Source organism: Fibrobacter sp. UWR4 (assembly GCF_003149045.1).
In the GTDB taxonomy this organism is placed as follows: domain Bacteria; phylum Fibrobacterota; class Fibrobacteria; order Fibrobacterales; family Fibrobacteraceae; genus Fibrobacter.
This window is the reverse complement of sequence record NZ_QGDU01000013.1, coordinates 81,190-93,393: the sequence shown is the minus strand read 5'-3', so window position 1 is coordinate 93,393 and position 12,204 is coordinate 81,190. Positions and strand designations below refer to the sequence as shown.

Genomic DNA, 12,204 nt, shown 5'->3' with positions numbered 1-12,204 from the left:
TTAAAGCAGCATACGTTCCTGGATCCGACCCGGGACAGGGTCTTCAAGGAAATCTTTTCGAAGGATGCGACTCTAATCCATTTCTTGAACGCAATCTTGCACCTGCCCGAGGAGCGGAAGATTGTAAGCATCGAACGCAAGAAGCCTGCATCGACGCTAACTTCCGGAATTGACGTGGAGGAAGTGCGTTTCGATGTTCACGCCAAGCTGAACAACAACGAGTTTATTGACCTGGAGATGCAGCGGGCGTCCCACGAGGATTTTGCAGATCGTGTGGAACTTTATGCCGACCAGCTTTCCATTGAATCTAAGATTCATTTCGATAGTCAGCGCACCGCGACTGAGAAGGAAGACCATCCCTATTTGATGCCCAGTACCTACAGCGTATGGATCTGTAACTTTCCGGTGGATTTCTGCGAAAACTACCGTGAGGAACTGGGATTGTTCCGTTTTTCCAGCCTGGGTAATCCTGACGCCTTGCCGGTATACAATAAAAAAAAGTATATTGTCATTGACTTGAGCAAGGTGGATGCGAAGGTTCTGAACCTGAACACTGCCGAGACGGAATGGCTGGAGCTTTTCACCAAGATGGCCTCGGCGAAGGACGCCCCCAAGACGAAGGATCCCGTCATTGCGGATGTTTACAGCCGTCTGGCAGTAAACGCCCTCGAGAAGAACTTTATCACGGAGATTGCAGCAGGTATGGTCACAGAAGCTGAAATCAGTACACGCATCGGAACCGCCCGCCGCGAAGGCCGTGAAGAAGCGAGACTGGGTGACGCCGAAGCGCTCCTTCGTTACGGAGATTCCGTAGAAAAAGTTTCCCTGGTTCTCAAGTTGCCCCTTGAAAAAGTGCAGGAACTAGCGGACAAAATCGCCGCTGAAAAGGTATAAAGTTGATAAGAAAAACTCCGGTGCATTGCACTGGAGTTTTTCTTGCTTATTCTTCCACCACCAATTCCATGGCCTTGCGGATCAGTTCTGCGGGGCCGCCGTATTCGCGGGCGCGGGGGGCGCCTTCGCTGAGCATCTGGCGGAACTTGCGGGCGCCGGGGAGGCCTGCGAAAAGGCCGTAGATGTGCTTCACCAGGATGGTGGCGGGGCAACCTTCGGCGAACTGCTTTTCTACATAGGGTAGGTATGCTTCAAGGACGGCCTTGCGGGACTTGGCTGCGGGAGCGGTATCTCCGAAAACGCGTTCGTCAGCGTCGTGCAGGAACCAGGGATTTTCGTAAGGTTCGCGACCCACCATGACGCCATCCAGCGCCACACCCGTGCCAGCAGAAGTGGGGTCGCCATTCAGGTGGGCTAGCACCTGGTCCATGCTGCGGATGCCGCCGTTGATAGCAATATTCAGCTGAGGCATTTCTGCTTTCAGTTTATGAACAAACTCATAATGCAGGGGAGGAACTTCGCGGTTCTCCTTGGGGCTTAAACCTTTCAGCCAGGCCTTGCGGGCGTGAATAATAAAGTACTTGCAGCCTGCGTCAGCGATGGTGCCGACAAAATCCCTAAAGAAATCCCAACTGTCGAATTCATCCACGCCGATGCGGCACTTGATGGAAACGGGAATGTTGACGGCATCCTGCATGGCCTTGAAACAGTCGGCCACCAGGTTTTTGTCTTTCATGAGGCAGGCGCCGAAACTTCCGCTCTGCACGCGGTCCGAGGGGCAGCCGCAATTCAGGTTCACTTCCTGGAAACCGGCGGCTTCCACCATCTTGCTGCACTTGGCCAAATCGGCGGGATTGCTTCCGCCCAGCTGCAGCACGGCAGGGTATTCGAATTCCTCATGTCCCAAGAACATTTCGGGCTTAGCGTGGAGCAGTGCATGGGTCACTACCATTTCGCTGTACAGCAAAGTATGTTTTGAAATCAAACGCAAAAAATAACGTTCGTGGCGGTCGGTGCAATCCAGCATCGGGGCGATAGACAATCTGCGGTTGAAATCAATATTCATAAGCCGAAATGTAGAAAAATTTGTAGATTAAGGATGGTTAGGAGTGCTGACTGTGAAATGCCTGAATTTGTTTTTTATCTGTGTGGCTTGTTGTATTTTGGGCTGTTCTGGCTCACCAAAAGTTGGTACAATAAGCGAAAACTCAGGAAATTTGTCGGACGCAGAACCTATAGACAAGAGTGATTTGAACGCCTACCTGTCAGCCACCCAGCATGGCGATGAGATGACCTTCCGATATGAGTATGGTTCGCAGGTTACTTTTTTCAAGACGAGCAGCTATTGTTATAGTTATGGGGAAGATGCTCTGAAGTTCGTAACAAATGATTCAATGAATGTTGTTTCCATACCCATGGATAAAATTCAGATTTGTGCGGATGGAACAGAAACTTGGACTCCCAAAAGCAACGGATCGGTTTTTCTGGATCATTTGTCCGGGGGCGCCCAAAAGGGGCTCTATTGGGGAGGATATTTCTTTTTTAACGTAGCTGAGAATACCTTTGTCGCTAATCCTGTTGTAGGTTCCTTGATGTTTGCCTTGTTGCCCATTGGTTTTGTCGTAGGAACTTCTGTTGGTACGGTTATCGGAGGAACCACGGGACTGGTGGCCATGGGAATTAATGCGGCTGACGGAATCAGGGTCTGTCGCGGTAATTTTACCGAAAAAGAAAAGACAGAATTTTTAGAATCTCATCTTTGCTTTAAACACTAATTCATAGTAGAAACGGTTGATGGATTTATAGTCTTTACTGCTATGAAAATCAATAAATAAACTATATTGTGGGTATGAGTATGATCAATACCATAGTCGTTGCCGGCGGAACCCACGGTAACGAACGAACTGGTGTAAGCCTGGTCCAAAAGTGGATGGCCAACCCCGAATGCTATGCCACCTTGTGCAAGAGTGCCAAGGTGGATTTGGTGCTTTCCAATCCCGAAGCCATGCGTTTGAATCGTCGCTATCGCGACCACGACCTGAATCGAGCCTTCTCCCAGACCTGTCTGGACGTGAAGGCTGTTCCTCAGCAGTACGAATTCCGCCGTGCCAAGGAACTGAACGAAATTTACGGACCTAAGGGTCCGAACACCAAGACAGATCTTCTACTGGACGTCCATAATACAGGCTCCAACATGGGATACTGCCTGATTCTTTCCGCCCGTGATCCTTTTTGCATGAGGGCTTCCGCCGTGTTGACCCAGGAATTCAAGAATGCCTGGATTTACTACCAGCCGGAAGAACGTTCCGCCTCGCCCTACTTTGGCACGGTCGCCAAGGCGGATATCTGCATTGAAATCGGTCCCCAGCATCACGGAACCTTGAACGCAGCCATTTTCGAAGAGTCGGAACGTTTGGTCAAGCGTTACCTGGAACTGGCCGAGGAATGGAACCGCGGGGAACTGCAGAAGCGTGCCCCCATTACGGTAGATGTTTACACCCAGTGGCGTGACTTGGGCTACCCCAAGCCTCAGGGTGGCGGTCCCATCCAGGCCATGATTCATCCGGAAGTCTTAGGCTTTGACTACCGCGAACTTCGCGAAGGGGACAACCTGTTCCGCACCTTCGACGGTAAGGACATTCCCTTCAAGCGCGAATCTAGCGATCCCGAAGTTTTGTATCCGATTTTCATTAACGAACCCGCCTATTACGAAAAAGACATCGCCATGAGCCTCACCGTAAAGACCGTCGAGGAATGGTAACGAATTTATGACTGAAGAAAACGAAGAACTGCAAGAAGTGAATGGCGAAGAACGCCTGAAGAATTTTTTGGAACTGGTAACGAACCAGAAGGCCGAACAGTGGGATTCCCGCCTGTTCGATATTCTGGATGCATTTGAAGATTTTTTGACCATCCGTCCGGAACCTCCTCAGGAATGGTCCGAAACCTATGAAAAGAGCGGCAAGAAATTCGACTACCATCAGGTAGTGCTGCCCCAGGATTTTCAGGACCCTTACGAAGATGACCTGGGAAACATCCGCCGTCTCCGTAACGAGTTCGAACGCACCCCCAGCACCATGGCTCTGGAACACGAGCTGGTAAGTCGTAACTACTTCATCTTTGAAAATGGCCACGCCGAAGCTATCCCGGCACCCCGCCCCATGCTCATGCTGGAAAGCAAGGACCGCGATGACGACGAGGAAGAACAGGAAGGCGACATTACCTGGGACTGCTGCATTTCCATTTTCCCGGATGGTAGCTACATCGCCTACAACCTGGATCACGATGACGAAGAAACCCTTGGTGAAGACTTCAAGAAGGAATTCGACAAGCATATCGATGTTCTGTCCCGTCTTCAGCTGGTGATTCCCGTGGAAGGTCGTGACTACGGTATTTTAAGGAGTGATGCATAGTTCCGATGCGTCATTCTGAAGGTCGTGAAGGATCCATGATGATGAAACTTTGGAAATTTGTGGCATTGATGGCACTGCTTTCTAGCAGCGCTTTCGCCGCATTTATCCAGAGCCCCATTCCTCCCTCCAGTCGCGAGAACTACCTGCGGGATTCCGACGGCAATGGCCGCCTGGACCGTGTGGACATGAAGTTCCTGGGAACACTCTCTCAGGAATACGTGAATCAGATGGTGGACAGCCTGACTTTCGATTGGCTGGACTCCGCAGGAAGAGTGAAACATTATTCCGTTGGGCCTAAGCAGTTCCTTCTGGATTCCACTTACTCACGCCGTGCCTATCTGGACTTGCGTTCCCTGGAAGGTCAGTTTGCCCTGCTGACCGAAATGGTCGTGGGGAAGGATAGCCTGGGTGGCTTCAAGATGTTCCTGCACGATGGAACCGTTTACGATATTCCTGTGAAGGATGTAATGGCTCCGGTCATTAGCGAAACGTTCCTGAAAAGCTATCGCGGAAAGAAAAGTGATACCCTTTTGGTGGTTTTCTCTGAACGGGTGATGCCTGTTTATGGTTGCGAAGCTTTCTTTGAATCCAAGAGCAAGCGTGATTCCCTGAACCATTTCAGGAAACCTGCGTTCATGATCTGGACGGGAGAGAAGTCGGCGCAAGTCATTTTTGAAAATGCCGAGGAAACCGACGATTATCTTTTGCCGAGGGATTCCATCCGTCTGACGCCGAAGTGCTTTGCCGATTCCGCCGCAAAGAATCTCTCTTCGGAAGTTGCTCTTTTCAGTGAAGTGGCAGGGTTCTATCCTATTGATGTTTTGAGTTCCAACATGGCCTATAGCGAAACTCCTTCCAGTGACTTGCCTATTTTCCAGATGTTGTTTAAGGAAGAAGGTGCGGACGTTCCCAACGATAACAGCTGGGGCGTCGCGATGGATGTGCTTGGTCCTGAATTTGAAAATGCGATTCGGGATGCTCTAAGCCTGGATCATAAGAAGCCTCTGGATTTATCCAAGCTGAAAATTTTTATGAACCTGCGTATCTATACGAACCTGGGTTCTTTTGTGGTGGCTACCTCTGATGAAGTATTTGGCGATGACCCTCGATTTGAAGGTCGCCCCACCCGTTTATTCCTGAAGTGGAACCTGATGGACGGAGGCCGCCGTCGCGTGGCTACTGGCGCCTACATTTCCAATGCGGTTGTAATTGTGTCCTACGATGGTCAGGTGGTGTTCCGTAACGATATCCATCATGGCCCCACCACACAAGTCTTCGGCGTAAAGCGTAAGTGAAGTCCTTGTTTTAATACTCCGTCATTCTGAGCGTAGCGAAGAATCCAGGAATACGCCTCTTATTTTTTTATGGAACTTCTAGAGAAAGAAATCTACAAACGTTATATCGAGATTATTTCCAAATCCAGTGCGGATCTTTTGAACGGCTCTGGAGAGGTGCGTCCCCAGCAGGCTACTTTCGGGGAACTACTGGATAAGTACGACGCGTTCTGCTTTGACGGTTACGGAACCTTGTATAACCGCGGGGCATTTGTGTATCCGGGTGCCCGCGAGATGTTTAGTGCCCTTAGAAAGGCAGGCAAGCAGGTACGCCTGATTACCAACGCCGCTTCCGACGTAGATAGCGTGCTGGCAGCGGATGCCGCCAAGCGAGGGTTTGATTTTTCCCAACAGGAAACCATTTCGTCGGGAAGCCTCCTGAAGGATCTGGCTTACCGGTTGCGCAATCCCTCGGATGGCTGCACTCCCTTGAAGCTAAATGAAGTTTATTACATCGGGCGGGAAACGGGAAAGCATGTGCTTGAAGCCTGCGGGATTACGGCGGTGGCTCCTGATGTCTACCCGGAGGAGCCTGTAGTCGCAATATCTTCTGCGAAGGAAACTGACGAAACCTACGCCCGTGCGGTGGAAATCCTGAAGCGTCCTGGCGCCATTTTGCTGGTGCTGAATTCCGACGCCTGGGCCCCGAAAACAGACGGTTCCCGCGAACCTGTTTCTGGCGCCTTGAGTGAACGTCTTCGCCGTGATTCCATTTGCGATGCCAATGACGGCAAGGGCTGTTCCACTTACTATTTGGGAAAGCCTTTCCCTGCTATCTGGGAAAAAGTCAAGACTAGCCTGCCTGCATCATTGTTTGGTGGCCGTACCCCTCGTGTCATCATGATCGGGGATACCTTGGGTACGGATGTTCTTGGCGCCCGCATCGCAGGTTTTGACAGCGCCCTTCTGGTAGGTCGCAACCAACCCGCACAAGAATTGAAGGAAGACCAGGAATATTTGGGAATAGTTCCTGACTTCTATATCGTGTGAAAAGCCGAACTCTCTTCTCGGGTTCTCAACCAGTTCAGACAGTAAAACAAGAGGCCCACGAATGTGGACCTCTTATTTTAAGAGCGGAAAAAGGGACTCGAACCCTCGACATCGACCTTGGGAAGGTCGCGTTCTACCAACTGAACTATTTCCGCGTTTTTTGCTAATGTAGTAATTTTCTATCATTATGTCATCATGAAGTGGAATTTATTTGCATCTTGGAATGTGGTTGCCGGTCTTGCCTGCGTTTTTTTAATGGCTGGTTCTGCCTGCGCGGAAAAGTCCTTGTGGCAAAAGTTCAAGGATTTCTTTACGCCGGGCGAAACTGTTGACTGTGAAGAGGGGCCGACCTGCGAAGAATATCGTCAGATTGAGTCTAAGATCAATACGGTTGAAGGCAAATATTCTCGCGAACGTCGTCCCGCAAATAAGAGACGCTATAAGCAGGAACTGGATAGTCTGACGGTAATTCGTGATTCCCTGGTTGCAGTGATTAAAGGACCTGAGGCTGTCAGCTCATCTGCTGTTGTTCAGCCGGTGTCTTCTGAAGCCGTTTCAGAATCGTCATCCTCTGCGGTGCCGATGTCCTCGTCCCAGATGGTTTCTTCCTCTAGCGAGACCTTGATGCCTGCGGCATGTAAGCCGGATACGGTCTATGTGCGTGATACAGTTATAGTTCATGACACCTTGTTTGTGGTCGTCACCAACAAGCCTGCAGAGGCTCCCGTGTCTTCCGCTAGCGCAAAATAATATGCAGTATCCTAAGGTCGTTTCCGGCAAGTTCATTAGCCGTCCTAACCGCTTTATTGCCCATGTGGAAATTGATGGGGTGGATACGGTTGTTCATGTGAAGAATACGGGACGTTGCAAGGAACTGCTGGTGCCTGGCTGTAAGGTTTATCTGGAAAAACCGGACAATCCCGCCCGCAAGACTCCTTACGACTTGATTGCTGTAGAGAAGGTGGTGCCCGCAAAGTCCGCACGTTCCATGACCTCGAAGACGCTTCTTATCAACATGGATAGCCAGGCGCCCAATAAGGTAGCCGGCGAATGGATCCGTTCCCATCAGGAGTTGTTTCCGGAGATTACGTTTCTGAAACCGGAATACACTTTCGGAAATTCCCGTTTTGATTTTTACGTGGAGTTCAAAGGCGTGGGAAAGACGAAGGCCGAGAAGGCGAAACTTCACAAGATGTTCATCGAGGTAAAAGGCTGCACTCTGGAATTTGACGGTCATGCAAAGTTCCCCGATGCACCGACGGAACGAGGCGTCAAGCACCTGACGGAGCTGGCGGATATCCTACGAGAGAAACGTGCTGCAGAAGATGGCACGGAATACGAATGCGGCATTCTCTTCCTGATTCAGATGAAAGGTTGCCACAAGTTTTCGCCCAATGTGGAAACGCACGCTGCCTTTGGCGACGCCATGAAAAAAGCGAGGGATGCTGGCGTCCGAATTTTTGTTTACGACTGCAAGGTAACACCCGAAACGCTTGTATCTGATGCTCCGGTTGCCTTAGAGCTGTGATTTTGCCAGGTGCTAGTACGAATTTTACAAAAACAAGAAATTCATCCGATATTTTCCTAAAAACAGCGGTAGAGAAGTGCTAGAGGGTAAAACCCCGGCGGAAGTTTTCGATTAGGCAACAGCTGATACTTACATCGGTTTCGTATTCGGGGATGTCTTCCCGCTTTACCCACTTGGCTTCGGACAGTTCCGCTTCCTGACGGTGGATGGTGTCGTCCCCATCCAGTTCTGCGGTCCAGCCGGCAATAAGGGAGTCGCTAAAGGCCCAGGGCTGGCTTCCGAAGTATTTCAGGTTCTTGATTTTCAGGCCGGCTTCTTCCATCACTTCGCGGTGGGCGGCTTGTTCAAGAGATTCGCCGATTTCCACAAAACCGGAAATCAGGAAAAGTCTGGGGTTGGGATTGTCGATGTTGTGCGCCATCAGGAGCTTGTCGCCATTACGTACGGCGACAATCACCACCGGGGAAATTCTGGGGTAAACGATGTTCCCGCACTTGGGACAAATGATGGAACGTTCCTTGTCGCCACGGATGGTGACGTTGCCACACTTGCCGCAGAACTTGTTCAGCGATTCCCAGTGGGCGATGTGTGCGGATGTCGCGCCGCCCATGCGTTCCACGGGAGACATGTTACGGAAGGCGCGGTTGCCCATAAATTCATATCCCTCGGGGGTAACGAAATCCTCGGGAACGGCTTGCAGGAAAAATGCGCGATCGTCGATACTCAGGAGGTAATGGCCTTCGAAATCAGCAATGTCCTTGCCGGAGAGAGAAAGAATTTCTGCTACAGTCGGAATAACGTAGCTATTGCCCTCTTTTTTTAGAAGTGTCTTGCTGCCGTTGTAAACCAGGCAGTAATCATTTGATTTTGGATCTTGAATCTTGAATTGATTGTCTAATACGTGAGGGGCAATTTCGTGAATCATGATTAAAAGGTAGCTTTATTTCTTTCCCACAATCTGATCGCGGCCATTTGTCTTTGCCATGTAAAGACGTTCGTCCACTGCGGTCAAAAGCTTGTCGTGGTTGTTGAACTCGGGATTGGCGCAATCCACAAACCCGCCACTGATATGGATGTGTACATTGGGCTGGTCGTCAAATTTCAGGCAGGATACCTTGTATCGGAATTGTTCTGCCTTTACCATTGCCTTGTCGTAGCTTTCGTCACGGATGAGCAGGATGAATTCCTCACCGCCATAACGGACCGCCATTTCGCCTTCTGTGCTGCAGGTTGCCTGGGCCAGCTTGCCGATGGATTCAAGAACCTGGTCCCCAAAGATGTGGCCGAAGTTGTCGTTCACTCGCTTAAAGAAATCCACATCGAACATCAACAAATAATAACCTGCAGGATTCTTCAGCACGGAATTGCGGATGCGGTCCACGAAGCAGCGTCGGTTGAACAGTCCTGTAAGCGGGTCGTGGGATGAAAGGAAATCCAACTTGGAAATGAGTTCGTCCTTGGCTTTTCGTTCGCGGTTGTATGCCTTCAGTAAGTAGGATACGGTAGTGAATATTAGAAAGGCCATGAAAATGAAGGAACCAGCTTGATCGACAATTGTATCTAAAGGTTCCAGATCGGGGGATATTTCAGGATGGAAATAGTCCACGAAGAAGATGACCATGTACAGCACCATAGAGTAGACCATCATGATGCAACGGGTTCTGAATTTGGTAATCAGCGAGGTAATCAGAACGCTGGTGATACAATAAAAAGGCATGCCAGAATCAAATGCGCCGCATATAAAGAACATCGGTGGCAAGATGAGGGTGTTGATGCCGAAACTCATGGCTGTATAGCCCGCTTCGGTCTTACCTGTAAAGTGGGCGAAGACGCCAAGAAATACAAAGTATAGGGTAATAAAGGCTGTGTAGATGACAGCTAGCGCACCGAGATCTTCGATCGCTGTAAAGATGGTGGAAGCGATTGCCGCCAAGAAGCAAAAGAACAGCACACCCCAGAAAAGGATGTTTTCAAAAGATCCTCGTAGGGGTAGTTTTTTCAAAAAATCTTTAGTTTCCATCAGTTAAAATATAAACCATTGCGTCTTAAAAGAATGAAAGCCCCGTCACATGACGGAGCTTTGCATATTCCAAATTGAACGGACTAGATGGTCAATTATTCCAGATAGGTGTAGCCGTACAGACCGGAACGGTAGATGTTCAGGAATTCCTTGCCTTCCTTCACCGTAATCTTGCCTTCCTTCACGGAGCGGGTGACCCAGTTTTCCATGTTGCGGACAAGAGCCTTGTCGCTGAAGTTCACGTAGTCCAGAACGTCTTCTACGGATTCGCCATCGATGACCTTGTCGATATCGTAGCCACCCTTGTCGTTGCATACGACATGGACTGCGTTGGTATCGCCAAAGAGGTTGTGAAGGTCGCCCAGAATTTCCTGGTAGGCACCCACCAGGTAGACTGCGATGTAGTAAGGCTCATCCTTCTTCAGCTTGTGCAGCGGAAGGGTGTGGCATACGTCTCCACCGCGGATGAACAGCGCAATCTTACCGTCGGAGTCGCAGGTGACATCCTGGATGGTGGTTTCCACCGTAGGTTCTTCGTCCAGACGCTGGATCGGCATCACCGGGAAAATCTGGTCGATGGCCCAGCTGTCCGGCAAGCTCTGGAAGAGACTGAAGTTGCCGAAGTACTTCTGTGCCAGAAGGCGGGGCAGTTCTTCCAGCTCGTAAGGCGGATGACGCAAGGTGCTTGCAATCTGATTCACCACGCGGGCAATGCTCCAGAACAAACGTTCGCTCATGGCGCGGGTAGGCAGGTCGTAGTCGCCCACCTTGAAACCGCTCAAGACGTCGTCGTTCAACTGCATGGCGTCGTGCCAGCTTTCCAGCAGGTTCTTCGGGGAAAGTCCCTTGTAGATTGCGTAAAGATCCTTCAGTGCAGCAGGAGCGTCGTCACCGATTTCATGTTCATCTTCGTCGAAGAAGGCCTGGCCTGCAGTTTCAAGAATGTTGAAAACCAGGACGGAGTGATGAGCAGAAAGGGCGCGACCGGATTCTGCAATGATGTTCGGGTGGGGAACCTTGGCTTCTTCGCAAGCTTCGTAGATGCCGTACACCACGTCGTTTGCGTATTCCTGGATGGAGTAGTTCACGGAACTTGCGTTGGTGCTGCGGGTGCCGTCGTAGTCTACACCCAGACCGCCGCCTACGTCCACGAATTCCAGGGCCATGCCCATCTTACGAATCTGGATGTAGAACTGGGAAATTTCGCGAAGGCCGTTCTTGATGTTACGGATGTGGGTAATCTGGCTACCCAGATGGAAGTGGATCAGCTTGAGGCAGTCTTCCATCTTTTCTTCCTTGATGTAGTCGAGGGCTTCCAGAAGCTCGGAACTATTGAGACCGAACTTGCTGTGGTAACCGCCGGATTCTTCCCACTTGCCGCTGCCGGAGCTTGCCAGCTTGATGCGGATACCGATGTTGGGTCGGACGCCGATGCGGTTTGCCAACTCCACAACCAAGTGGAGCTCGTTCATCTTTTCCACGACCACGAAAATCTTCTTGCCCATCTTCTGGGAAAGAAGTGCCAGTTCGATAAAGTCTTCGTCCTTGTAGCCGTTACAGATAATCAGGGAGTCCGGATTGTCCATATTGGCAAGCACTGCGTGAAGTTCCGGCTTGGAACCTGCTTCCAGACCGATGTTGAACTTCTTGCCGTGGCCAACCACTTCTTCGAGGACGGCGCGCTGCTGGTTCACCTTGATGGGGAAAATGCTGTAGTAGCTTCCCTTGAAACCGTATTCTTCGCGGGCCTTGTTAAAGCATTCGTTGATCTTTTCGATACGGCTGCAGAGAATGTCCGGGAAACGGATCAGCATAGGAGTGGATACGTCGCGGAGGGACAAGTCCTGCACCAGTTCGAACAAGTCGATTTCACAACCGCCATCCTTCAGCGGGGAAACGGTTGCGTGACCCTTGTCGTTAATATCGAAAAAGTTGACACCCCAACCCTTAACATTGTAAAGATCGCGGGAATCGTCGATACGCCATTTCTTCATAAGAGATCCTTCGGATCAGTAGACGGTAGAC

At 50.4% G+C, this 12,204-nt stretch carries 12 protein-coding genes and 1 tRNA gene; 8 read left to right on the top strand and 5 right to left on the bottom strand.

Translation table 11 applies throughout. From position 1 onward, the window contains the following. A partial coding sequence (locus BGX12_RS07165) for a PD-(D/E)XK nuclease family transposase (protein ID WP_146196280.1) occupies positions 1 to 894 on the top strand: 894 nt, incomplete at its 5' end. A gap of 46 nt (positions 895 to 940) precedes the next feature. On the opposite strand, the gene dusA is transcribed toward BGX12_RS07165, so the two are convergent. Continuing rightward, positions 941 to 1,960 (bottom strand): tRNA dihydrouridine(20/20a) synthase DusA, encoded by a 1,020-nt coding sequence (gene dusA / locus BGX12_RS07160; RefSeq protein ID WP_109735401.1) that lies wholly within the window; start codon positions 1,958 to 1,960, stop codon positions 941 to 943. 52 nt (positions 1,961 to 2,012) lie between these two features. Here dusA and BGX12_RS07155 point away from each other — a divergent pair, with 52 nt between their 5' ends. The 5 genes from BGX12_RS07155 (at position 2,013) to BGX12_RS07135 (ending at position 6,631) form a co-directional block, all read left to right on the top strand. Continuing rightward, positions 2,013 to 2,669, top strand: a complete 657-nt coding sequence (locus BGX12_RS07155; RefSeq protein WP_146196279.1) for a hypothetical protein — start codon at positions 2,013 to 2,015, stop codon at positions 2,667 to 2,669. A 74-nt stretch (positions 2,670 to 2,743) separates the two neighbouring features. Next, on the top strand, positions 2,744 to 3,655 hold the full coding sequence (locus BGX12_RS07150; RefSeq protein WP_233246298.1) for an aspartoacylase: 912 nt from the start codon (positions 2,744 to 2,746) through the stop codon (positions 3,653 to 3,655). A gap of 7 nt (positions 3,656 to 3,662) precedes the next feature. Beyond that, a complete protein-coding gene (locus BGX12_RS07145) occupies positions 3,663 to 4,307 on the top strand; it encodes a hypothetical protein (protein WP_109735398.1) in 645 nt (214 codons plus the stop codon). Between the two features lie 5 nt (positions 4,308 to 4,312). Beyond that, positions 4,313 to 5,602 (top strand): hypothetical protein, encoded by a 1,290-nt coding sequence (locus BGX12_RS07140; protein WP_109735397.1) that lies wholly within the window; start codon positions 4,313 to 4,315, stop codon positions 5,600 to 5,602. Between the two features lie 69 nt (positions 5,603 to 5,671). Next, the gene (locus tag BGX12_RS07135; RefSeq protein WP_109735396.1) at positions 5,672 to 6,631 is read left to right on the top strand and encodes an HAD-IIA family hydrolase; all 960 of its coding nucleotides are present in this window, start codon (positions 5,672 to 5,674) and stop codon (positions 6,629 to 6,631) included. 82 nt (positions 6,632 to 6,713) lie between these two features. Here the strand turns inward: BGX12_RS07135 and BGX12_RS07130 are convergent. After that, positions 6,714 to 6,786: transfer RNA gene (locus BGX12_RS07130), tRNA-Gly, on the bottom strand. Between the two features lie 40 nt (positions 6,787 to 6,826). Between BGX12_RS07130 and BGX12_RS07125 the strand changes: the two genes are divergently transcribed. Beyond that, positions 6,827 to 7,381 (top strand): hypothetical protein, encoded by a 555-nt coding sequence (locus BGX12_RS07125; RefSeq protein WP_111361581.1) that lies wholly within the window; start codon positions 6,827 to 6,829, stop codon positions 7,379 to 7,381. A gap of 1 nt (position 7,382) precedes the next feature. After that, positions 7,383 to 8,159 (top strand): DNA/RNA nuclease SfsA, encoded by a 777-nt coding sequence (gene sfsA, locus BGX12_RS07120; RefSeq protein ID WP_109735394.1) that lies wholly within the window; start codon positions 7,383 to 7,385, stop codon positions 8,157 to 8,159. 79 nt (positions 8,160 to 8,238) lie between these two features. Here sfsA and nudC read toward each other — a convergent pair whose 3' ends face one another. The 3 genes from nudC to speA form a co-directional block, all read right to left on the bottom strand. Beyond that, positions 8,239 to 9,084 (bottom strand): NAD(+) diphosphatase, encoded by an 846-nt coding sequence (gene nudC / locus BGX12_RS07115; protein ID WP_109735393.1) that lies wholly within the window; start codon positions 9,082 to 9,084, stop codon positions 8,239 to 8,241. Between the two features lie 15 nt (positions 9,085 to 9,099). After that, positions 9,100 to 10,179: a GGDEF domain-containing protein gene (locus BGX12_RS07110; RefSeq protein ID WP_109735392.1), complete on the bottom strand. Its 1,080-nt coding sequence runs from the start codon at positions 10,177 to 10,179 to the stop codon at positions 9,100 to 9,102. 95 nt (positions 10,180 to 10,274) lie between these two features. Then, entirely contained in the window at positions 10,275 to 12,173 is a 1,899-nt protein-coding gene (gene speA, locus BGX12_RS07105; RefSeq protein WP_109735391.1) for a biosynthetic arginine decarboxylase, read from the bottom strand. Between the last annotated feature and the right edge of the window lie 31 nt (positions 12,174 to 12,204).

Bases quoted from the DNA above. Each gene is read 5' to 3' on its own strand.
- dusA (WP_109735401.1), bottom strand. From the start codon at position 1,960: ATGAATATTGATTTCAACCGCAGATTGTCTATCGCCCCGATGCTGGAT.
- BGX12_RS07150 (WP_233246298.1), top strand. From the start codon at position 2,744: ATGAGTATGATCAATACCATAGTCGTTGCCGGCGGAACCCACGGTAAC.
- BGX12_RS07145 (WP_109735398.1), top strand. From the start codon at position 3,663: ATGACTGAAGAAAACGAAGAACTGCAAGAAGTGAATGGCGAAGAACGC.
- BGX12_RS07140 (WP_109735397.1), top strand. From the start codon at position 4,313: ATGCGTCATTCTGAAGGTCGTGAAGGATCCATGATGATGAAACTTTGG.
- BGX12_RS07135 (WP_109735396.1), top strand. From the start codon at position 5,672: ATGGAACTTCTAGAGAAAGAAATCTACAAACGTTATATCGAGATTATT.
- BGX12_RS07125 (WP_111361581.1), top strand. From the start codon at position 6,827: ATGAAGTGGAATTTATTTGCATCTTGGAATGTGGTTGCCGGTCTTGCC.
- sfsA (WP_109735394.1), top strand. From the start codon at position 7,383: ATGCAGTATCCTAAGGTCGTTTCCGGCAAGTTCATTAGCCGTCCTAAC.
- nudC (WP_109735393.1), bottom strand. From the start codon at position 9,084: ATGATTCACGAAATTGCCCCTCACGTATTAGACAATCAATTCAAGATT.
- BGX12_RS07110 (WP_109735392.1), bottom strand. From the start codon at position 10,179: ATGGAAACTAAAGATTTTTTGAAAAAACTACCCCTACGAGGATCTTTT.
- speA (WP_109735391.1), bottom strand. From the start codon at position 12,173: ATGAAGAAATGGCGTATCGACGATTCCCGCGATCTTTACAATGTTAAG.